General features: G+C 69.8%; 17 protein-coding genes and 1 tRNA gene. 9 read left to right on the top strand and 9 right to left on the bottom strand.

Going from position 1 to position 20,939, the window contains the following annotated elements; all coding sequences use genetic code 11:
• Positions 1–142 precede the first annotated feature (142 nt).
• The 6 genes from D7V88_RS23110 (at position 143) to D7V88_RS23085 (ending at position 5,346) form a co-directional block, all read left to right on the top strand.
• Positions 143–1,951 carry an acyl-CoA dehydrogenase gene (locus D7V88_RS23110; RefSeq protein ID WP_120542817.1) on the top strand — a complete coding sequence of 603 codons (1,809 nt, stop codon included), beginning with the start codon at positions 143–145 and terminating at the stop codon, positions 1,949–1,951.
• Between the two features lie 51 nt (positions 1,952–2,002).
• Positions 2,003–2,812 (top strand): hypothetical protein, encoded by an 810-nt coding sequence (locus D7V88_RS23105; RefSeq protein WP_120542819.1) that lies wholly within the window; start codon positions 2,003–2,005, stop codon positions 2,810–2,812.
• 90 nt (positions 2,813–2,902) lie between these two features.
• Positions 2,903–3,979 (top strand): hypothetical protein, encoded by a 1,077-nt coding sequence (locus D7V88_RS23100; RefSeq protein WP_147448830.1) that lies wholly within the window; start codon positions 2,903–2,905, stop codon positions 3,977–3,979.
• Positions 3,980–4,127: 148 nt separating this feature from the next.
• Positions 4,128–4,430, top strand: a complete 303-nt coding sequence (locus D7V88_RS45540; RefSeq protein ID WP_120542815.1) for a helix-turn-helix domain-containing protein — start codon at positions 4,128–4,130, stop codon at positions 4,428–4,430.
• 104 nt (positions 4,431–4,534) lie between these two features.
• Complete coding sequence (locus tag D7V88_RS23090) at positions 4,535–4,969, top strand: hypothetical protein (RefSeq protein ID WP_147448829.1); 435 nt, start codon at positions 4,535–4,537, stop codon at positions 4,967–4,969.
• Complete coding sequence (locus D7V88_RS23085) at positions 4,966–5,346, top strand: DUSAM domain-containing protein (protein ID WP_120542813.1); 381 nt, start codon at positions 4,966–4,968, stop codon at positions 5,344–5,346. The genes D7V88_RS23090 and D7V88_RS23085 overlap by 4 nt, the downstream gene beginning before the upstream one ends.
• 415 nt (positions 5,347–5,761) lie before the next feature.
• On the opposite strand, the gene D7V88_RS23080 is transcribed toward D7V88_RS23085, so the two are convergent.
• On the bottom strand, positions 5,762–7,987 hold the full coding sequence (locus D7V88_RS23080) for a M4 family metallopeptidase (RefSeq protein ID WP_120542812.1): 2,226 nt from the start codon (positions 7,985–7,987) through the stop codon (positions 5,762–5,764).
• A gap of 340 nt (positions 7,988–8,327) precedes the next feature.
• Here D7V88_RS23080 and D7V88_RS23075 point away from each other — a divergent pair, with 340 nt between their 5' ends.
• Positions 8,328–9,473, top strand: a complete 1,146-nt coding sequence (locus D7V88_RS23075; protein ID WP_120542818.1) for a DUF1615 domain-containing protein — start codon at positions 8,328–8,330, stop codon at positions 9,471–9,473.
• Positions 9,474–9,491: 18 nt separating this feature from the next.
• Here D7V88_RS23075 and D7V88_RS23070 read toward each other — a convergent pair whose 3' ends face one another.
• The 5 genes from D7V88_RS23070 to D7V88_RS23050 form a co-directional block, all read right to left on the bottom strand.
• Positions 9,492–11,132 (bottom strand): hypothetical protein, encoded by a 1,641-nt coding sequence (locus tag D7V88_RS23070; RefSeq protein WP_147448828.1) that lies wholly within the window; start codon positions 11,130–11,132, stop codon positions 9,492–9,494.
• A 189-nt stretch (positions 11,133–11,321) separates the two neighbouring features.
• The gene (locus D7V88_RS23065; RefSeq protein WP_120542810.1) at positions 11,322–12,878 is read right to left on the bottom strand and encodes a fibronectin type III domain-containing protein; all 1,557 of its coding nucleotides are present in this window, start codon (positions 12,876–12,878) and stop codon (positions 11,322–11,324) included.
• 155 nt (positions 12,879–13,033) lie between these two features.
• Positions 13,034–14,641, bottom strand: a complete 1,608-nt coding sequence (locus tag D7V88_RS23060) for a M16 family metallopeptidase (protein ID WP_120542809.1) — start codon at positions 14,639–14,641, stop codon at positions 13,034–13,036.
• Between the two features lie 74 nt (positions 14,642–14,715).
• Positions 14,716–16,116 (bottom strand): M16 family metallopeptidase, encoded by a 1,401-nt coding sequence (locus tag D7V88_RS23055; RefSeq protein WP_120542808.1) that lies wholly within the window; start codon positions 16,114–16,116, stop codon positions 14,716–14,718.
• A 100-nt stretch (positions 16,117–16,216) separates the two neighbouring features.
• Positions 16,217–16,759 (bottom strand): hypothetical protein, encoded by a 543-nt coding sequence (locus D7V88_RS23050; protein ID WP_120542807.1) that lies wholly within the window; start codon positions 16,757–16,759, stop codon positions 16,217–16,219.
• A gap of 160 nt (positions 16,760–16,919) precedes the next feature.
• Here D7V88_RS23050 and D7V88_RS23045 point away from each other — a divergent pair, with 160 nt between their 5' ends.
• Complete coding sequence (locus tag D7V88_RS23045; protein WP_120542806.1) at positions 16,920–17,378, top strand: DUF5063 domain-containing protein; 459 nt, start codon at positions 16,920–16,922, stop codon at positions 17,376–17,378.
• Between the two features lie 48 nt (positions 17,379–17,426).
• The gene (locus D7V88_RS23040) at positions 17,427–17,843 is read left to right on the top strand and encodes an ADP-ribosylation/crystallin J1 (RefSeq protein ID WP_120542805.1); all 417 of its coding nucleotides are present in this window, start codon (positions 17,427–17,429) and stop codon (positions 17,841–17,843) included.
• 40 nt (positions 17,844–17,883) lie between these two features.
• On the opposite strand, the gene D7V88_RS23035 is transcribed toward D7V88_RS23040, so the two are convergent.
• From D7V88_RS23035 to D7V88_RS23025, 3 genes are all read right to left on the bottom strand, one after another.
• Entirely contained in the window at positions 17,884–20,163 is a 2,280-nt protein-coding gene (locus D7V88_RS23035; RefSeq protein WP_147448827.1) for a M20/M25/M40 family metallo-hydrolase, read from the bottom strand.
• 114 nt (positions 20,164–20,277) lie between these two features.
• A tRNA-Phe gene (locus tag D7V88_RS23030) sits at positions 20,278–20,350 on the bottom strand.
• Between the two features lie 97 nt (positions 20,351–20,447).
• A partial coding sequence (locus D7V88_RS23025; protein WP_279636066.1) for a sigma factor-like helix-turn-helix DNA-binding protein occupies positions 20,448–20,939 on the bottom strand: 492 nt, incomplete at its 5' end.

The raw sequence follows: 20,939 nt of genomic DNA, 5'->3' as shown, positions 1-20,939 counted from the left end.
CGCACACCCCCTGGCCGGAGACGGCTCCCGAGGAGGCCCGCCAATGCCTGCCCCTGGACGCCTCCCTGCCCCCGTCCGACGGTGAAAGTCCCGCGCACGTCGACTTCGACGAGGCCATCGCGTCCTGGTAGGGAGCCAGGGCATGAGCGTGCCCCGCCCCAACCCGCTGCTCTCGGACCGTGACGTGGACTTCCAGCTCTACGAGGTGCTGGACACCGCGGCCCTCTGCGCGCTGCCTGCCTTCCAGGAGCACTCGCGCGACACCTTCGGCCTGCTCCTGGACAGCACCCGCCGCTTCGCCCGCGAGGTGCTCGCCCCCACCTACCGGCCCATGGACGCCGCCCCGCCCGTCTTCGAACACGGACGGGTGCGCGTGCATCCCGCCATGCGCTCGCTCTACGCGAACATGGTCGACCTGGGCCTGCTCACCGCCACCCGCCCTCCCGACGTCGGCGGCCAGCAGCTCCCCCTCACCGTGCACGCCGTGTCGAGCGCCTACCTCATGGCCGCCAACCTGAGCGCCTATGGCTACCTGGGCCTCACGCTCGGCGCCGCGCACCTCTTGGAGGTCTTCGGCACGCCCTTCCTGCGCGAACAGTTCATGGCCCCCCTGTACCGGGGGGAATGGACCGGCACCATGGCCCTCACCGAACCGCAGGCCGGCAGCAGCCTCGCGGACGTGAAGACGCGCGCCACGCCCTCGCCGGATGGCAGCTACCGACTCCAGGGCTCGAAGATCTTCATCAGCGGCGGCGACCAGGACTTCACCGACAACATCGTGCACCTCACCCTCGCGCGCATCGACGGCGCGGAAGGCGGCACGCGCGGCGTCTCCCTCTTCGCCGTGCCCGCGCGCAGGCCCGAGGCCGGCGGCTTCGTTCCCAACGATGTCCAGGTCGCTGGTGTCATCCACAAGATTGGCTGGCGCGGGATTCCCAGCCTCGTCCTCAACCTGGGCGAATCCAATGACTGCCACGGATGGCTCGTGGGTCAGCCCGGCCGGGGGCTCGCCTGCATGTTCCAGATGATGAACGAGGCGCGCATCATGGTGGGCCTCAACGGCGTCGCCACCGCGTCCGTCGCCTACCAGGAGTCGCTTGCCTACGCGCGCGAGCGCCCCCAGGGCCGTCCTGGCGGCACCCGCGACACCGCGCGCGCCCAGTCCCCCATCATCGAACACGCGGACGTGCGGCGCATGCTGCTGCGCCAGAAGGCTATCGTGGAGGGCGGTCTCGCGCTGCTGCTCGCCACCTCCACCCAGGCGGACCTCGCGAACCACGCGCCGGACGAAGCGGCCCGCCAGCGCGCGCACCTACTGCTGGACCTGCTCACGCCCATCGCCAAGACGTTCCCGGCGGAGAAGGGCTTCGAATCCAACGCGCTCGCGCTGCAGATCCACGGCGGCTACGGCTACTCCAGCGAGTACCTCCCCGAAGCGTGGCTGCGCGACCAGAAGCTCAACAGCATCCACGAGGGCACCACCGGCATCCAGGGCCTGGACCTGCTGGGCCGCAAGGCGGTGGCGGGCGGCGGCGCCGCGCTCCAGGCGCTCGATGAAGAGGTGCGCACCACCACCGCGCGCGCCCGGGCCGCCGGCGTGGAGCCCGCCTGGAGCGACGCGCTGGAGGACGCGCTCCAGCAGGCCAGTGCCCTCACGCTGGAGCTCGGCGCGCGGGGCATGGCGGGCGAAGTGGACGCGATGCTGCGCCACAGCGCGGACTTCCTGGAGCTGTTCAGCGTGGTGGCCGTGGCGTGGCGCTGGCTCGCGCAGGCCGCCGCCGCGAAGGAGGCCCTCGCGCGTGGCGCCGCGAATGACGCCCCCTTCTACGAGGGCAAGCTCGCCGCCGCGCAATACTGGTTCGCCGTGGAGGTGCCGCGCGTGCCGCTGCTGGCCCACCTGTGCCGGACGGGCGAGGACTCGTACGCCCGCATGCACCCCGACTGGTTCTGACCGCGCACCTTCCGAGCCCCAGGGAGCCCGGCATCCGTCACAATGACGGGCATGTCGGTCTCCTTCCACCTGTGCCAGCCCGGTGGGGGCGCCTCGTGTGGCGCCTGCTGCGGCCTCTACAACTTCCGCGACCACTCGCGCGCGGCGCTCACCCAGCGGCTGGCCACGCAGACGGCGCGGCTCGCCCACGCGCCCCGGACGCCGGAGGCCTATGGCGAGGCCGCGCGAGAGCTGACCGCGAACCGTGACGCCCCCGCGCTCTTTCCCATCGTGCGGGTGTGTCCGCTGCTGGGCTTCCTGGACGCGGAAGAGCAGCAGGTGGGCTGCCTGGGCCACCCGAAGGTGACGGGCGGCACGGACCTGCGCGACTGCGGCGTCTACCGCGCGTCCATCTGCGAGACCTTCACCTGTCCGTCCTTCGGCTGGCTCACCGACGCGCAGGCGCGGCTGGTCCAGGCGGCGTGCGCGGACTGGTACCTCTACGGACTCGTCATCACCGACGTGGAGTTCGTGCGCGGCTGCCTGAAGCTGCTCGAATGGGAGCTGGGCGGCCCCGCCCGTCCCGAAGCGTTGCGCGAGCGCCCCGAATCCCTCCTCGCGGTGCGCCGCCTCTTCGCGCTGAAGGAGTCAGCGCCCGGCCGTGACGCGCAGGCCACCGTGTTCGGCCGCTTCACCCACGACACCGACGGCGAGCCCGTCCCGCGCACGCTCGACTACGCGGCCCTGGGCACGCGCGCAGCGCCCGAGGACGACGTGGTGCTGTGCCTGGGCTACACGCCCACGGAGTCCTCCGCGCTCCTCGCCGCGAGGGCCCTGGTGCGCGAGCACGTGCGCGCCGTGGCCGCCACGTTCCCCACGTAGCCCCGGGCAGGCAGCCAACCTCCGCCCCCACCCCGAACGCTTGCACCGCCAGGGGGGCGTCCGCAGGTTCGCCTGCGGGAGGGTTGGCGGATGGGTCGACGCTGGATGTGGATGGGGATGATGGGGCTGTGCACGCTGGCTTCCGGATGTCGGGAGTCCGACAGCCCGGACACGGTGGACGTCCCGGCGACGACGATGCAGGCCCGGGACACCGCGAACGGGGGGCTGTGGGTGCCCGCCACGCCGGCCCTGGCGCAGGGCACGACGGGGGACACCCGGCCGACGCCGCTTCCCGGGGCGAACGCGGAGGTGCCCGAGAACACGGCGCCTCCTCCGGGAGACCTGCCCCTGCGAGACACCCGGAGGAACGAGCCCGCCCGCACGACGGCGCAGGCTCCGACGGATGCCCGGACTTCCGGAAGCACGGCCCAGGCCCCCGCGACCGGAGGCAGCGGCACCGCGGCGAACGCTCCCGCCTACGGGGGGAGCGGCAACGCCCAGGCTCCGGCGAACGCGCCCGCGAACAACACCACGGCCTCGCAGGCTCCAGCGAACACACCTGCCACTGGCAACAACGCCACGGCCCAGCAGGCTCCGGCGAACAACACCCCGGCCTACGGCGGCAGCGGCCCCACGCAGGCCCCGGTCCGTGGCGGCATGGCCCAGCAGGCTCCGGGGACGCCCGCGCGGGACACGGCCCTGGCGCCTCCGCAGGGCGCGGCGGTGCCGAACGCGAACACGCCCCCGGGCTCGCAGGCCGCCCAGGCCAACGCGAACGGCCAGCCCGCGACGCAGGCGCCACCGGAAGGCCGGGTGATGATTGGCGCGCAGGCGGTCCAGGCCAACGACGACGAGGCCTGGTACGAGGGCGCGGCCAAGGCGGCGCAGGCGGCGGTGACGGACAACACCGCGGACCGTCCGCTGGAGCAGGTCACCATCGCCACCAGCACCGTGAACGGCCGCGTGACGCGCGCCAACCGCGACACCCTGCACGTGCGCGACGGCGAGGGCACCGTCTACGAACTCCAGCTCGACCCGCGAAGCCGGGGCCTGCGCCAGGGCCAGCGCGTGCCCCTCACGGAGCTGCGCGAAGGCACCCCGGTGCGCGCCAGCTTCGCCCTCATCGGCGGGCGCACCGTCGCGCGCGACGTGCAGGTGCGTCGCTAGGCCAGGCGAAGTCATTCCGTTCAGGGGGCAGGCTGCGACGGTGGTGAGCAGCGAACGCCCGAAGAAGTCCCAGCAGGGGGTGCGGCTGACGGCCGGGGAGCGTCGCTTTCTGGCGGGGCGCGGGCGTCGCGGCGGCTGACGGGGGAGGCTGCGAGCAGCGGCCCTCTTGCTGTCAGCCCAAGGGCGGAGTGCGGTCCAGGTGGGCACGGCGTTGGGAGTCACCCCACGGGCGGTGCACGCTTGCCGCCGACGTTGGCGCGAGGAAGGCACGGAGGCGCTTCCCCTTCGCGCCGGAGTGCGGCCTGCGGCTGGGCCCAGCCGCAGGCGTGCCGATCCACACGGGAGGGCCCATCGCGGTCCTCCACGAGGAGCGCCGCCTCGCCATCCAGCACATGGACAACGGGCAGCAGGCGTCTGGCTCGCGTCTCCGCCACCGACTGGTGAGCGATGACTGGGGTGTCTTCGTCATCCATCTTTCAGGGGAGGACCAACCCTTCACGTCGTTCGCGATGCACCTGCTTAACTTGCTTGCTCTACGTCAGTATCCAAAATCACATGAAGAGCGAGACTCGGTGGATTGCCGCTGCGGGTGGATTGGCGCTCGGCATGGGCTGCGCGACTGCGGCTCATGAGACGGAACGCCGCACGACGGGCACCTACCTCGCGCAGGCTGCGGACGCATGCCGGCCGGGCGACCCATCCACGGTCTGCTGCTTCAAGAAGTTCAAGAGCGCCGAGGCGTGCGGGATGACCCGGAGCGAGGCCGCCACGTTGATGCAGGGAGCCCGCGAACTCGAAAGGGCGACTGGAACCGATGCCACGGACGACCCGGACGAAGGGTGGCGGCAACACTGCATCGACAGCTATGCACGCTGCCAGTCGACCAAGAAGCCGCGTTGGGGTGGCCCCTGCGGGGCCTGCATGGACCAATGCACAGGGCAGCATCAGTGGCCCTTCGACATGTGCGGACCGAAGGTAATGCCTGAATGAACTCCGACGATTGGCGCAGGGTGATTGACCTGGGCCTGGCGCTAGCTGGAGGCGCGGAGCTACCGCAAGACCCCGAACTGCCCGCGCTCCTGCGCAGGATGGCGCCCCAGGTGGGGATGCCCAGCGCGGATGCGGAGGCAGCGCTCCGCGACGCTCCCGGAGCGGTCGCGCTCGTCCGGGAAATCCACCGCCGAACGCGGGACGGCTCGTACCGTCTCAGTCGCGCCTTCACCGCGTCGGATGCGCTGAAGGAGTCCGGCGACACGGCGGGCGCGCGGAAGGTGCTTGAGGAGGCAATGGCGACGGAGGTGGTGCCGCTCTACCGAGCACAGCTCCAGGCGTACCTGGACCACGTGGACGACCTCGACGAGACCTGAGCCAGGCGAAGTCATTCCGTTCAGGGGGCAGGCTGCGACGGTGGTGAGCAGCGAACGCCCGAAGTAGTCCCAGCAGGGGGTGCGGCTGACGGCCGGGGAGCGCCGCTTTCTGGCGGAGCCGGTGCGTCGCGGCGGCCGACGGGGGGCGCTGCGAGCAGCGGCCCTCTTGCTGTCAGCCCAAGGGCGGAGTGCGGTCCAGGTGGGCACGGCGTTGGGAGTCACTCCACGGGCGGTGCACGCCTGGCGCCGTCGCGGGCGGCGCCTCTGCCTCTCCACCCCGGGCAAGAACGTGCGCGTGGTGAACGGAATGGGTTGGGATGGCCTGGCACCCGCGCAGGGACCGCCCCGAAACGACGACACCCGGGAAGCCTTGTCGGCTCCCCGGGTGCCTGTCTTCAAACAGCGGATGCGACGACTAGTAGACGGCCTTGAGCGTCACGCCCGAGTACGCCGAGTAGCCGCGGATCTTCACGTAGTACTTGCCCACGGTCGTCTTCGCCGGGAACGTGCACGTCTCCGTGTTGCCGCTGGCGTACGGACGGCAATCGTACGTGGTGGTCGTCGGCGAGGAGCCGTACTTGACGTACAGGTCCGCGTCGCCCGTGCCACCCGTGGTGGTGATGGTGACCGCACGACCGGCCGGCACGTCCAGGGTGGTCCACTCCGTGGTGAACGAGGAGGCCGCACCGGACAGGCCCGTCACCGGCACGTTGCTCTGCAGCACATTGCCCGTCGGTCCGCCACCGCCCGTGTAGCTGCCCTTCAGCGTCAGGCCCGAGTACGCCGAGTAGGCGTTGAGCATCACGTGGTAGGTGCCAGCCTGGATGTTGGTGATGGTGCACGTCTCAGCGTTGCCGCTGGCGTACGGACGGCAGTCGTACGTGGAGGAGTCCGGCGCGGAGCCGAACTTGACGTACAGGTCCACGTCACCCGTGCCACCGGAGGTGGTGAACGTCAGCGCCGTGGCACCCGCCGGAACGGCCAGCGTGTAGTACCGGTTGTTGCCAGCGCTGTCGGAGATGCCCGTCACCGCGACGTTGTTGGTCAGCGGAACGGTGACCGGAGGCACCACCACGCCGCCCACGCCCACCGCTTCCCAGGCGGCCTTCACCGCGTCCTGGGTGGCCTGGTCGTAGCCCAGCTCCGAGGCGGCCTGGATGGTCCAGGTCTTCGCCTGCAGGAACGTGGTGCCCGCCGTGTAGATGTCCGTGTTGGCCTTGTACCAGATGCGCGCGGCCTTCTCGACGCCGATGGCCGGCACGTTGATGGTCGAACGGCCGCGCGGGTGCACGCCACCCTTGGACAGCAGCGCGAACGCCAGGTTGGGCACGCCGGAGCTGTAGTGCACGTCCGTGCCGGACGTCACGTTGGCCGCCCAGTCCTTGGACGCGCCGTCCTTCACCGGGTCATCCATGTAGCGCAGGGCGTCGTTCGCCGTGCCGGGCGTCCAGACGTCCTCGCCGACCATCCAGATGTCCGCCGCCGTGCTCCACGTGCCGGACTTCCAGCTCTCGCAGACGGCGCCGAACGTGTCGGACATCGCCTCGTTGAGGCCGCCGGACTGGCCGGAGTACGTGAGGTTGGACTCCTTCGACGTGACGGCGTGGGTCAGCTCGTGGACCGTGACGTCCGCGTCCTTGCCCAGCTCGATGGAGTTCACGCCGTCGCCATCGCCGTACACCATCTGGGTGCCGTCCCAGTAGGCGTTGACGTAGTTGTTGCCGTAGTGAACCGTGCTGATGAGCGCCGTGCCCGCGTTGTCCAGCGAGTCGCGGTTGAACAGGACCTTGTAGCAGTCGTAGGTGTAGCCCAGCATGTCGTAGTTGGTGTCGACATGGGCGTCACCGATGGCCGCCTGGCCCTCGCTGCGCTTGAGCGTGCCCGGCGTGCTGGTGCCGTTGTTCGCGCTGTACACGCGGCGGTTGATGGCCGTGTGGACCTGCGGCGCGACCAGGACGATGGAGCCGTCCGCGCCGCCCACGTAGACGCGGTCACGGATGGGGGCCTCGGCACCGCGGCCGGTGACCGTCACTTCGTAGGCCAGACGCAGCGCGCCTTCCTCGGTGCGCACGTACACCAGACGGGGGGAGCCTTCGACCGCCAGCTCCGTGCCGGCCGTCGCGCTCAGCGCCGCCTGCTGGGCGGACGTCGCCGCGATGCGCGGCAGGGCGGAGACGGAGACGCCGTCGCGCGCCGAGCCGTTGGCCGCGTACACCGTGCCGTCCGGGCGCACGTGCACGGCCAGCTCGCCGCCGACCACTTCCAGGCCGTTCTTCATCTGCGTGAAGCGCAGGTGCTGGTTGCCCTGCTCGTCCGTGTTGGTCCGGCGCAGGACCAGGTCCTCGGCGTTCAGCCGGAACGCGGGCGCAACCGCCGCGACCGCCTGATGTCCCGCGGCCAGCGTGTTCAGCGTTCCCACCGCGCGGCCCAACTCGCCACGGATGCTGTCCGGGATACCGTCGGCGTGCACGCCGACCACCTGGGCACCACCGAGCGCGTTCAACGTGCTCTGGATGTCCTCGCCCGACTTCTCCTGCTCCGGCGCCTTCGCCTCGTCACCGGTAGAGCCCTGCGTACCGCACGCCGTCAGAGCCACGCCGAGCCAAGCCGCGCCAATCGTCTTCAACAGTCGATGAGCCAACGCGATACCTCCATGAAGAAACAGCGGGGTGATACGTGACACACTTGTTTTCATCAGGGCAACTACTTTTTGGGGAAAGTACGTTTAGTTACTTTCTCCCACCCTCCCGTTCAAACATGATAGCCGCGAATTCCCCGTCAATCTCATTTACTCAAGAAATGAGATTTTTGCTGACGGTTGACGGAAATCGCCTGGGATGCCCCACGGGATGTCTCAGGTGTTTCATGAGACGGGGCGCAGCATGCACCCGGGGTCTGACATGACGCAAAACGTCGGCGCCGGATGGGCTGAAACAGTGTCTTGGAAATGGGTCCGTCCCGTGGCCCTGGTGGCCCTGGCGATGTTCACGGTGGCGTGTGCGTCGCGGGCGCCCGCGTCGATTCCGGACATTCCGCCCCCGCCCCGGCTGTCGGTGGCGCAGGTGGCGCGGCTGCTGCCAGCGAAGGTGAAGGGCCCGGAGCGCGAAGGCTGGGCGCGCGACGTGCTGGCCGCGCTGGACGCGGAGGCGGTGCTCCCGTCGCCGCCGGTGGTGTGTCAGGTGCTGGCCGTCATCGACCAGGAGTCCGGCTTCCAGGCGGACCCCGCGGTGCCGGGGCTGCCGAAGCTGGTGCGCCAGAAGCTGGAGGCCACGGCGGGGAAGCTGGGTCCGCTGGGGCGGCGCGTCCTGGATGAAGTGCTCGCGTCGAAGGCGAAGGGGGCGAAGCGCAGCTTCGGGGCCCGGCTGGACGCCGCGCGCACGGAGCGGGACCTGGACCGGCTCTTCCGCGACATGCTGGCGTACTACGAGGAGCAATACCCGGCGGCGTACGCGGCGGCGGACCTGGCCAGCTCGCTGTTCGGTCCGTCCTCGTTCGCGGGGCAGAACCCCATCACCACCGCGGGCTCCATGCAGGTCAGCGTGCTGTACGCGGTGAACAAGGCCGGGCCGGACGCGGACCCGGACGCCGTGCGCGAATCGCTGTACACGCGCGCGGGCGGCGTGCGGTACGGCACCGCGCGACTGATGGGCTTCGAAGCCGCGTACGACGAACCCCTCTACCGCTTCGCCGACTACAACAGCGGCGTCTACAGCTCACGCAACGCCGCGCTGCAATCCCAGGTTGGCAGGCTCACGGGCATCCCCCTGGCCACGGATGGAGACCTGCGCCTGTATGACAAGCAGGGTGAGCCCCGGGGCGATGACAGCCAGAGCCTCAAGGCCCTGCTCGTCTTCCGTGAGCGCCACGCACCGGACCTGAGCGAGCGCCGGGTGCGCAAGGATGTGGACCAGGAGAAGACGGCGGAGTTTGAAACCACCGACACCTATCTGGCGGTGAAACGCGTGTATGCGAAACAGACGGGACAGCCCCCCGTCTACGCCCAGCTTCCGCAGGTGACGCTCAAGAGCGTGAAGCTGAGCGGAGAGAAGACCACCGCGTGGTTCGCGAAGTCCGTGGACGCGCGCTACCAGCAGTGCCTCACCCGCCACCGCCAGACAGCGCGGTAGCGGGCGGGCCCACCAGGGTCACGGCGTGGTGAACGCGGCGCTGAACGCGGACGCGCTGGAGCCGGGCAACCGCTCCATGCTGATGGAGGGCGCACGCCAGGGCTCGAAGCCCGGCGAGCCATCCGCCGTCACGCGCAGGTAGTACGTGGAGGCGGGCTCCAGCGCGTCGGGCGGCAGGCGCAGGTACGTCCTGTCGCCGGGCACGTAGAAGCGCTTGGTGGGCAGCCCCGCGAAGGTGTCGGTGAGCTTGGTGAGCGTCACGCTGTAGGCCCGGGGCGTGCCCAGGACCGGCTGCTGCCAGGTCACCACCGGCTGGGTGGTGCCCACCGACCGGGACACATTGGCATCCAGGCCGTCGATGCGCAGCGCCTGCGGCGGTGAGATCTTCGGCACGATGGGACCCGCGATGAAGTGCTCCAGCCGGTCGACGACGGTGATGGAGCCCGTGAGGTAGTGCCCCCGGGACCCCACGATGACCGGGGTCCCCGAGCGGAACGTATAGGTCACGTACCCCAGCAAGCCCCAGGACGCGGGATAGGGATTGCCGAAGGCCATCCGGCGCGTGATGACGCCCGTCTCACCGCGCGGCAGGGTCAGGTTGAGCAGCTCTCCCTGGTAGCCCACCCAGCCATCCTCGAGGCCGTGCGGCACGGGCAGCACCTGGAAGATGGGCAGGCTGAGCGTCGAGTCCGGGTTCACGTCCGCGCGCCAGCGGGTGAACTCGGACAGGCGCCACTCCATGGAGAACTCGCTCTGGGGCGTGGGCTCCAGGCTGCTCGTCAGCGACAGGGGCGTGGTGCCATCCGGCGTGAACGCGAAGGACGGCAGGTGCTGGCTGCTCGTCACCGTGGTGTAGGCCATGGGCCCGCCGCTCGGCAGCGTCCCGGACGGCACGGCATTGAGCTGGTTGACGTACACCCGGTCACCCTTCGCCGGGTCCAGGACGGGCAGCGCGTAGCCGGTGAAGCCCGTCAGGGAGGAGTCCGGGTCTTGATGGGACGTGGTGCCGGTCGACGGCCACACCGAGAAGTCGAGCGTCGCGGCCAGGTCCACGTCGCCGCTGACCACCTGGAGGACGGTGCCTGGCGCGCTGATGGACTCGTAGTCCTGCCAGGGGTCCATCTGGGACACGTCCGCCGTCACGGGCGAGTAGGAGACCGACGAATAGACGGCGTCCGGACGCCCCACGCGGTTGACGCCCAGGTCGAATCTCCGCTCCCGGGTCAGGTAGTAGAGGTGGTTGGAGCGGACGAAGAACTCCCCATCCGGGATGTTGTCGAAGCGCATGCCGCCCGGCACGGGCGTGCCCGAGCGCCGGTCGAAGCCCACCCCGCTCGGGTCGGGCACGAGGAGCTCCAGGTCGCGGGTGGACAGGTCCTGGGGAACCACCGTCACGCCCGTGCTCGCATGGAAGCGGGAGTCGGCCGTCACCAGCACGGAGGTGTCGGGTACGCCCGCGTCCGCCTCCACCGGTCCCGCGTCGGGTTCGCCACAGCCCGGCAGCAGGTCCCCGTCGACGACCGTCGCGGTGCCTTCGCGGGGGTCGCGCCACACGATGTCCGGGCCCTTCACCTCATCCGGGGGAGGCACTGCTTCCACGCAGCCCAGCCAGGCCGCGCAGGAGGGAACGAGCAACAACGACAGACGGCGCAATGACATGACGGTCCCGGGGGGCATGCAATGGATTGACGGCCGGGTCTCAGCCCAGACCCGGCCCCCCCTATACGCAGTGGGGGCATTTCCCTGGCATGGAGAATTTCCGGGGAATTTCCAACAGCTCCCGCCAACGCCATCCCATGGAGCAACCGCCCCCACCGGACCGCGTGGGGACGGGCACGACCCAAGGGGTCAAGACGGCGTGGTGAAGACCGCGCTGAACGTCCCGGCCGAGCGGATGGGCAGCACGTCCGCGGAGACGTACGGCGCCAGCCAGGGGACGAAGAAGGGCGAACCGTTGGCCGTCACGCGCACGTAGTAGGTGGCACCGGCGGCCAGCACGCCCGGCGGCGGGGTCAGCGTCAGCGTGTCGAACGGGACGTGGAATTCCACGACGGGGGCCGTGCCAGCGTCCGCGGTCAACTGGATGAACTCCACCTGGTAGGCCCGGGCCTGGCCCACCCGCGGAGACAGCCAGCTCACCACCGGACGGGTGGAGGACACCGTCCGCACCGAGGAGGCCTCCACCCCGTCGATGCGTACGAGGCTGGGCGGAGAGACGCCCGGCACCACCGGGTCCGCGCTTGCCCCTGTCATGCGCGACAGCCGGTCCATGACGACGATGCTGGCGTGGGGACGCCAGGACTGGCCTCCCACGACCACGGAGGTCGGGGCGAGGAACGTGTGGCTGGCGGAGCCCAGGGTGTCCCAATCCTTGGGATAGGGATTGCCGTAGGTGAAGCGGCGGGTGATTTCGCCCTCCTCGCTGCCCGGGACCTCCAGGGTGAACAGCTCGCCCTGACGGCCCACGCGGCCCGACATGAGGCCATACGTCACGGGCAGCACGTCGAACCGGCCCTGGGCGACGACCGCGTCCGGGTGGGCCTCACCGCGATGGTCGGTGAACGCGGAGAGGTTCCACTCCGGGGCGAAGGACGCCTGGCGCACCTCCGTCATCGCGCCGGACAGGACCAGCGCGGTGTCGCCGTTCGGCGTGAACGAAGCGGCCGGCGCGTGCAGGCTGCCCACCACGGTGCGGTACTTCAGGGGCGCGCCGCTCGGCAGCGTCCCGGACGGCACCTCGTTGAGCTGGTTGACGTAGAGCCGGTCGCCCTTCGCCGCGTCCAGGACGGGCAGCGTGCCCCACTGGGACGACGCCCGGGCCTCCGTGCCCTGCGCGAGCGTGACGCCGGCCCCGGGCTGCGCGGTCGGGAACGCGAGGTGGGCGAGCAGCTCCACCTCGCCGCTGACCACCTGGAGCTGGCTGCCCGGCTCGCTGGGAGACGTGTTCGCCTGCCAGGGCTGGAGGCCGGTGAGGTCCAACCGCGCGGGGGTCTCCGTGATGGCGGAGGCGACGGCGTCCGGCCGGCCGTGGCGGTTGATGCTCAGGTCGAAGCGGCGTGCGTGGCTGCGGTAGTAGGCCGTGCCCGAGCGCACGTAGAACTCCGCGTCCTGCCCCACGTCACCGAAGCACAGGCCCTTGCTCACGACGCGTCCCGAGCGCCGGTCGTAGTCATTGCCCCGGAAGATGAGCAGCTCCAGGTCGCGGCCGGACAGGTCCTGCGGGACGGCGGTCACCCTGGCTCCCGTGTGGAAGCGGGTGTCGGCCGTCACCAGCACGGACGTGGACGCGGGGCACTCGGGATCCTCCACGGGCGGGCGGAGCTGCTCGAAGGACTCCGGCTCCGCGCAGCCCAGGCCCAGCGCGCAGGTGGGGATCAGCGACAACGACAGACGACGCAACGACATGACGCCTCCAGGCAACGGATGAGGGTGGAAAGTCAGGTCCGGGCCCGGACCCCACACCTCTCATACGAAGCCAGCGCGTCTGCCTATCGGGTCGTCTGGGAGATGGTTTCCCCACGCAAGGACTTGCGAAGCAGACGACCCGAAGGCCTTTTTCGCTATCGGACGGGCGCACCCGGCGGAGTGAAGCGCTTGTCGGAGATCTTCATCTCGGTGACGGGGCCGTACTTGCGGGCCACGTCGCGCAGGGCCGCCGCCTTGCCGATGAGGACGAACGTCAGGTCCTGGGAAGCGGGCAGCACGCGCTGGAGCACGGTGCGCACACCATCGCGGGTGGTGGAGGCGATGGCGCCCGCGAAGCCGTCCACGTCCTGGGCGTCCAGACCGAAGAAGGTGAGCTCCGACAGCTTCGAGGCCAACTGCGCGCCCGTCTCCAGCTTCGGAGGGAACTGGCCCAGCACATAGGCCTGGGCGGAGGCGAGCATGGCGTCGTCCATGCCTTCCTTGCGGTAGCGCTCCATCACGTCCAACGCGAGGTCGATGGCGCGGCCGGTGCTGTCCGTCTGGGTATAGGAGAAGAGGACGACGGGGCCCGCCTGTCGGCCGGGGGCGAAGGAGGAGCGGGCGCCGTAGGTGAGGCCGGTCTTCACGCGCAGCTCGGAGTTGAGCAGCGAGGTGAAGCGGCCCCCCAGCACGGTGTTGCCCAGCTCCACCGCGACGCGATCCGGGTCGGTGCGGGAGATGCCGGTGTTGCCAATCCAGAAGTACGTCTGGGTGGCGTCAGGCTTGTCCACCAGCAGCACGCGCCGGCCCTTCGAAGGAGCGGTGGCGGGCACCGCGGCGAGCGGCTGGGAGGCGGGAGCCCACCCACCCAGGGCGGCCTCCAGCTTCGCGGCGAGCGCCTTCGCGTCGAAGTCACCGACGACGGAGAGGATGAGCCGGTCGCCACCCAGGTTCGCCTTCGCCCAGCCGAGCACGTCGTCACGGCCGAGCGTGGGCAGGGAGGCCTCGCTGCCGGTGACAGGCTGGCCATAGGGGTGCGAGGCGAAGAGGAAGGCATCGAAGTACGTGCCGCCGAGCACGCGCGGGTCGCCATCCTTGGCGGCGGCGAGCTCCGACACGCGGCGGGCGCGGGTCTTCTCCAGCTCCTGCGCGTCGAAGCGCGGGCGCACGAGCATGTCCGACAGCAGCTCCACCATCAGCGGGGTGTCCCGGGACAGGAAGCCGCCGGTGATGATCACCGCCTCGCGGCCGGAGGTGATCTCCAACTGGCCACCGACACCGTCCACGGCGTCGGCGAACTGCTGGGCGTTCCGGGAGCCGGCGCCCTTCTGGAGAAGCTGGGCGGTGAGCGCGGCCAGGCCCTCCTTGCCAGCGGGGTCGGTGACAGCACCGCCCCGGAGCCACGCGGAGAAGGACACGAGCGGCAGTTCACGCTTCTCCACGAGCAGCAGCCGCGTCCCGTTCTTCAGCGTCACGGTGGTCGCCGCGGGCAGCGTCACACCCTTGCCCAGGGGCGCGGTCTTCGGAGCCGAGGCAGCGGGCGCGGCGGCAGCGCCGGGTGCGGATGTCTTCGGAGCCGAGGCAGCGGGCGTGGCGGCCTTCGGAGCCGAGGCAGCGGGCGCGGATGCGGCGGCCTTCGGAGCCGCGACGGGCGTGGCGGTCTTCGACGACGCGGCAGCGGGCGCGGGTGTCTGCGCGAAGGCAGGACCGGAGACGAACAGCAGCGCGGCGAGCGCGGAGCGAAGACGGACGGGAGCATTCATCGGGACGCCTCCCCGTGGACCGGAGCGGAACAACGAAACAGCGCGGCGAGCGGGGCCAGGACGGACGGGAGCGTTCATCGCGAGGCCTCCTTGCGGGCAGGAGTGGCGGCGGCGGTGGTGGGAACAACCCAGCCCACCGTCCGGTGGTCGGAATTGAAGAGCCGTGCGGCCAGCGTGCGCACGCCGTCGCGGGTGACCTTCTCGTAGCGCGTGGGCGCATCGAGCAGTGCGCGCCAGTCCCCCCGGAACGTGGCGGCGGCGCCCAGTTCGCGAGCGCGGCCGTCGTTGGTCTCCAGCTTCCGCCAGAAGGTGGCCAGGGCGATGTTGCGCGCCTTGCGCAGCTCCGCGTCGGTGACGCCGTCCTTCGCCACACGGGCCAACTCCTCCGTGAGGAGCGCCTCGGCACGCGGCAGGTCGCCGCCCGGCGGCAGATCCACCATGAACCACGCCAACGACGGATCAAACCCTCCGGAGAAGGACCCGCGGACGCGAATGGCCACGCGCTCCTCCTCCACCAGCTTGCGGTGCAGGCGCGACGAATCCCCATCCGTGAGGATGAGCCCCAGCAGCTCCAGCGTCTCCGCCTGCGGGTCGTTCGCGGCGAGGCTGTGATAGGCGATCTGGAGCAGCGGGGACTGGGCCAGCTTCTTCACGGTGACGCGCCGCTCGCCCTGCTGTTCGGGCTCCTTCGTGCGGACGGGCTCGGGGGCGGGCTGCGAGGGGATGACGCCCAGCGTGGACTCCACCAGTTCGAAGATGCGCGAGGGCTCCACGTCCCCGGTGATGACGAGCGTCGCGTTGTTGGGCGCGTAGTACGTCTTGAAGTAGCGCTGGAGGTCCTCCATGCGCCAGGACTCGATGTCGGACGGCCAGCCGATGACGGGAATCTGGTACGGGTGCGCGACGAAGGCGGTGGCCTGCACCTGCTCCATCAGCGCGCCGGAGTTGTCATTGTCCACACCCGAGCGGCGCTCGGAGTAGACGACGCCGCGCTCGGACTCGATGACCTTGGGGTCGAAGGCGAGCGACTGGAGCCGGTCGGCCTCCAGGTCGAAGATGAGGGGCAGCGCGGAGGAAGGGAACCAGTCCAGATAGACGGTGACGTCCTCGGACGTGAAGGCGTTGTTGGCGCCGCCGTTGGCCTCCATCACGCGGTCGAACTCACCCGGGCCGTACTTCTTCGCGCCGTTGAACATCATGTGTTCGAAGAAGTGGGACAGGCCGGTGATACCGGGGCGTTCGTTGCGGCTGCCCACGCGGAACCAGTTGTTGAGGACCACGGAGGGGATGTCGTGGTCGGGCCACACGATGACGGTGAGCCCGTTCTTCAGCGTGCGCGACTGGACGCTGGCGCCCAGCTTCGCGACGGACGCGGGCGTCTTGGAAGACGGGGGAGGCTTGGGGGCCTGGGCCAGGACCGGGGATGTGCCCAGCAAGGCCAGGCAGGCGAACCACGACAACGGCTGTCGGAACATCCTCACTCCTGGGGAGAGACAAAAGCGGCACCCGGGAACGGGCGGGGTCGCACCCTATTCCAGAAACGCCGCTCGCCGCGTGCCCCCAGGAGCGCGCCCCTCAGGCGCCGAGCACCTGACGCAGCACGTTCAGGAAGTAGTTCTGGCTCCCGACGTGCGCTGAATACGTGTTGGCGGACTGGTGGAGGCGCTGGGCGACGGCCTCGAACTCCGCCTGGCTGACATCGCGCAGGGACATGTACAGACGGGCCGCGGCGCGCAGATGGGAAAACATGGGGTTCTTGTGATTCCCGTCCGGCCGCCGCGAGAGGTGGCGGTAGAGCTGGGCGAACTCCTGGTCGTTCTCCGCGTGGCGCGTGTCGCGGCAGAAGCCGGCGGCGGTGGCCTCGATGAGGAAGAAGAACGGCTCGTATTCGAAGAACGGCGGCTTGTTGAAGTTGGGCGGCTGCCGGTCGCCGGTCCACAGCTTCGCGACGGGCTGTAGCTGCACGTGGGCGGTGATGTCACCGAAGCGCACGGGCACCTCGTCGCCCACGGGCTTGACCCGACCCTGCTCGTCCCGCTCCACCGGGATGAACAGGCGCTTGGGGTCGTCCACCTTCACGCCCGCCTTCTCCAACTCCGCCACCACGTTCGCGTCCATTGCGTTGTTGTTCCTCCGGTCCCTCCATCTACCGCGTCGCGCCCGGTTGTGCACCCGGCACGTCGGCCGGGCGAGCAGGCGCCGCGTCGTCCAGCGTGGTCTGGGTGCCCTCCCCTCTGGCGGGCCCTTTCGGGGGCGGTAGGCTTCCCCCAGGAGCGCCATGACCCGAAACGAGATCCGCGAAGCCATCCAGTCCCTCTTCGCCGTGTTCGACGCGGAGGTCGATGCCCCCACGCGCGAGTGCGACCTGAGGCTGGCGCTCGACCGGATCGCACTGGCCTCCCACTTCGTGGACGTGGAGTTCGACCCGAACGCTCCCTCACCGGACGACGTCCCCACCACGCCCTACAAGGAATTCAGCCAGCGGCTCGGTCAGTGCTTCCCGGGACTGGGGTACTACAGCGTGTCGCTCGACAGCACGGACCTGGGAGAGGAGAAGCCGGGGGTCGGAGATGCCATCGACGATTTGGCGGACATCGCGCGCGACCTCCAGGAGGTGCTGCTGCGATGGGAGACCAGCGAGGTGGATGCCCTCTGGCATTTCCAATTCAACTTCGGGGCGCACTGGGGTCAACACCTTCGCGCGCTCCAGTTGCACCTGCACGAACGGGCGTTCTGAGTCACGAGTCCGGTCAGCATCCAGGCAAGGCACCGTCAGGAGCCCATCATGACCACGACCTCGCGCACGCTCTATCGACCTGTCGGCCTCCGGGAGCTGGAGCTCATCCTGGACGCGGACGCGCGGGCGTTTCCGCCCCGCCTCCCCGAGCAGCCCATCTTCTACCCGGTGCTCAATTCGGAGTACGCCGAGCAGATCGCCCGGGACTGGAACACGCCGGACGAGGCCTCCGGTTACGCCGGCTTCGTCACCGCGTTCGACGTGGACGCGGAGTACCTGAAGCGGTTCGACGTGAAGGTCGTGGGAGCGTCACGGCATCAGGAGCTGTGGGTGCCCGCCGAGGCGCTGCCGGAGTTCAACGCCCACATCCAGGGACGGATCCAGGTGACGCACGCCTTTTATGGCCCGCGCTACCAGGGCCCCCGTGTGCCGACTCTGGAGCCAGGCGACGACCCGCGTCGGTAGCTCCAGGCGCGCAAGGACCTCCTGACGAATTCCTCGCCGTTCAGAAGCGGAACGACTGCGAGTCGAATGTGGAACCCGCCATGTAGAACGGCACACTCATCAGGTCCGCCGCCAAGGGCGGGCCTGGGAGTGAATAGGTCCGGTCGGTGGCGCGCAGTTCGACCGGGCGCGCGTCGGTCAATTCGAGCACGAGGTCGAAACCCTCGGAGGGAACGCCCAGGTAGCGGAACCCCCAGGGCTGCCGTGCGTTCGATACATGGGGCGGAGACTCCACGACCTCACGTCCATCGATGCGCGCCCGCGCGACCGTGGCCTCCGAGGTCACGAAGACCGTCAGCTCTGGAGCCTGTCGTGGGGATCGGACCTGGAGGTGCAGACGTCTTCCATTGCCTGCCTGCTCCTCTCGGACAAGCTCCACGGTCGGGGCAGGAAGCGGCTCCACCGGAGCGGTTCCTGCGCGGGTGATGAGGTCCGCGTCATAGGGACTGATGACGCCCGGAGCGGGAAGAGTTGCCGCATCTTGGAAGAGACGCTCCTGCACGAGAGGTATTTCGGTATTCGTGGTCAGCCACCACGCCTGACCCGATGCTTGATCCAACGCGTAGGTGAGCCCTGACGGCCGGGGTTTCTCCGTGGAGAAGCCAGACCGACCCAGCGCGACGCCCAGCATGACCACGCCCGCGAAGGCCAGCAGCCCGGCGAGACGGAAGGAACGACCCGCCCCCAGCAGTTCGAGCTGCGGCAGTAGGGCACCCAGCAGCAGGACCACCACGGCGACCGCGAGGAAGCCACGCTGCATCTGAAGGGCCACGAACAACAGGTAGGGGCCCGGAACGGCAATGACAATCACAGGCACCGCCGCGAGCATCGACGCCATGAGCGACGGTCCCATGCGCCGGCCCCAGGACAGGGCCGAAAGTCCCACCAAGGCCCCCGCCAGGGGCCACGCAAAGAAGTAGCTGGCCCCGGGAGCCAGCGCGCCCGACATCGCGAGTCCAAGCCCCCAGGGAAGGAGTGCGCCCAATGCCAGCTCTTCCGGCTCTCGCCAGCGACGGAGCCAGCAGTAGAGCGCCAACGTCATGCCCGCGCCCAGGCCCGTGAACCCCAGGCGGTACCACGTGGCTTCGTAGGGCTCCCGCATCAACACCAGGGACGGGTCCACGCGGCGCAAGGCGAACAACATCAGCCAGGTCGCCCCTGCGGCAATGACCATGCTGGCAAGGAAGCCGAGCGCGGCGATCCCGATGCCCTGGTAGGTGGCCCGCCCCGAACTTCGAGCACGCAAGATGACAGCCACAAAGGCCAGCAGGATGAGCGCCTCGATGGGGGAGACGAGGACGCCGGGGTAGCGAACCATCCAGCCCCGGAACGCGTCGAAGAAGACGGCGTTTTCCGCCGGAAGCTGGCGCAAATCACAGTCACCGAACGTCCGTCCCAACGCGAGCGCATACATTCCCAGGTGTTGCACGCTGCGAAGGTCCAGTTGCTCAAGCCGGTCCTGCCGCGTGTGGTATTGAGACGATGTATCGGAGAAACCGATGTTCATCGAAGGCACGCCTGCCTCGCGGAACACGCGAAGGTCGGTGGAGTGCCCGAGCCGACGCGCCACCTCCTGGACCAGCGAAGACGCCACGGGGCGGGGAACCGACTCCGCGATGGCCTGGATGAGCCGGGCATTGCCCGGGCCACCGGTCTCGAACAGGACCGCGGCGCCGCTCGTGCCGCGTGAGTCGAAGTTGAGCACCACGCCCAGTTCCCGGGCCCACGGATGCTGGGCGTGGAAGGCCTGTGCTCCCAGGGCGCCAGCCTCCTCCGCGTCGGTGAAGAGGACGATGATGTCGTTGCGCGGCGCTCCCGTGGTCTTCAGTGCGCGAAGCGTCTCCAGCAGCACGGCGACGCCGCTGGCATCGTCACCGGCGCCAGGGCTGTGCGGCACCGAGTCGTAGTGCGCCATGAGCAACACAGCGCCGGTCGGATCCGTCCCGGGCAGGCGCACCATCACGTTGTCGACGTGGGCGGCGTCGTACGGCAGTCCCCACCACGTCCCGACGACGGAGGTCGACTGGACTTCGCCTTTCAATCCCAGCTCAGACAGCCGGCGCAGCAGGTAGGCACGCGCCTCGCGGTGGGCCGGAGAACCCGAGGGACGCGGCGCACGGGTCAGCGCCTCGATGTCGATCCGGGCGCGCTCGGCGGAGAACTGTTCGGGAGGAGCCTCCGCACCCACCACGCGGGGCGGAGCCAGGTCCCACAGCTTCAAGACGGTCAGCAGCAGGAGCCAGACGCCCAGGAGCACGCACCAGGAGCGGGGAACGCGCACGCCAGACAGCCTGGCAGGAGGAGAGGGATTCGAGTCGTTCATGGGCCAGGCGCTGCGGGCCAAAAGAAAAAGGGCCCTGAACCGAAGTCCAGGGCCCTCAAGTTCTTCACTCTGTGCCCAAGGGCGGAATCGAACCACCGACACGGGGATTTTCAGTCCCCTGCTCTACCGACTGAGCTACTTGGGCGTGCTGCGCTGCGCACCGCGAACGGCAGCGCCGATTTACGGTTCCTGGCCCGCGACGTCAACCTCTTTCCTCGCGCGCCCGTTTCCCACCCCGCCCCTCAAGCCGCCAGCCGCAGCGCTTCGCCGTCCCAGGCCGTGCACCCCGCCGTCAGCCGCTGGCGCAGCTTCTGGCGCAGCCCCTGTTCGATCTGCCGGATGCGCACCGCCGTTACCCCGAAGCGCTGGGCCAGGAACTCCGCGCTCACCCCGTCCTCCACCAACATCCGCTCCTTCACCAACGCCCGCTCCCGCGCGTCCAGCTCCGGCCAGGCCTCCGCCACGCTCTGGTGCAGCTTCTGCGCCCAGGCCCCCCGGTCCGCCACGTCCTCCGCCGAGTCCAGGTCCGCCTCCAGCATGTCCTGCTGCGTCACATCCCCGTCCCAGCCCAGCGGCGCGTTCAACGACACGTCCTTGCCCAGGGCCTCCGTCCCCCGCGCCACCTCCTCCTCCCGCTTGCCCAGCGACTCCGCCAGGCGCTTCATCACCTCCGGATGGCCCTCGCCCCAACGGGCCTCCAGCCGCGCCCGCTCGCGCCGAAGCTGGAAGACAAT

Origin of the sequence: Corallococcus terminator, from assembly GCF_003611635.1 — a bacterium.
GTDB lineage: Bacteria > Myxococcota > Myxococcia > Myxococcales > Myxococcaceae > Corallococcus > Corallococcus terminator.
Note: the sequence above shows the minus strand (reverse complement) of the source record. Positions and strands in the feature narration are given on the sequence as shown.

What these genes read in the sequence shown, in the direction of transcription:
- D7V88_RS23100 (WP_147448830.1), top strand. Translation starts at nt 2,903, where the DNA reads ATGGGTCGACGCTGGATGTGGATGGGGATGATGGGGCTGTGCACGCTG.
- D7V88_RS23085 (WP_120542813.1), top strand. Translation starts at nt 4,966, where the DNA reads ATGAACTCCGACGATTGGCGCAGGGTGATTGACCTGGGCCTGGCGCTA.
- D7V88_RS23055 (WP_120542808.1), bottom strand. Translation starts at nt 16,116, where the DNA reads ATGTTCCGACAGCCGTTGTCGTGGTTCGCCTGCCTGGCCTTGCTGGGC.
- D7V88_RS23110 (WP_120542817.1), top strand. Translation starts at nt 143, where the DNA reads ATGAGCGTGCCCCGCCCCAACCCGCTGCTCTCGGACCGTGACGTGGAC.
- D7V88_RS23045 (WP_120542806.1), top strand. Translation starts at nt 16,920, where the DNA reads ATGACCCGAAACGAGATCCGCGAAGCCATCCAGTCCCTCTTCGCCGTG.
- D7V88_RS23060 (WP_120542809.1), bottom strand. Translation starts at nt 14,641, where the DNA reads ATGAATGCTCCCGTCCGTCTTCGCTCCGCGCTCGCCGCGCTGCTGTTC.
- D7V88_RS23075 (WP_120542818.1), top strand. Translation starts at nt 8,328, where the DNA reads ATGTTCACGGTGGCGTGTGCGTCGCGGGCGCCCGCGTCGATTCCGGAC.
- D7V88_RS23040 (WP_120542805.1), top strand. Translation starts at nt 17,427, where the DNA reads ATGACCACGACCTCGCGCACGCTCTATCGACCTGTCGGCCTCCGGGAG.
- D7V88_RS23090 (WP_147448829.1), top strand. Translation starts at nt 4,535, where the DNA reads ATGAAGAGCGAGACTCGGTGGATTGCCGCTGCGGGTGGATTGGCGCTC.
- D7V88_RS23065 (WP_120542810.1), bottom strand. Translation starts at nt 12,878, where the DNA reads ATGTCGTTGCGTCGTCTGTCGTTGTCGCTGATCCCCACCTGCGCGCTG.
- D7V88_RS23050 (WP_120542807.1), bottom strand. Translation starts at nt 16,759, where the DNA reads ATGGACGCGAACGTGGTGGCGGAGTTGGAGAAGGCGGGCGTGAAGGTG.
- D7V88_RS23105 (WP_120542819.1), top strand. Translation starts at nt 2,003, where the DNA reads ATGTCGGTCTCCTTCCACCTGTGCCAGCCCGGTGGGGGCGCCTCGTGT.
- D7V88_RS23070 (WP_147448828.1), bottom strand. Translation starts at nt 11,132, where the DNA reads ATGTCATTGCGCCGTCTGTCGTTGTTGCTCGTTCCCTCCTGCGCGGCC.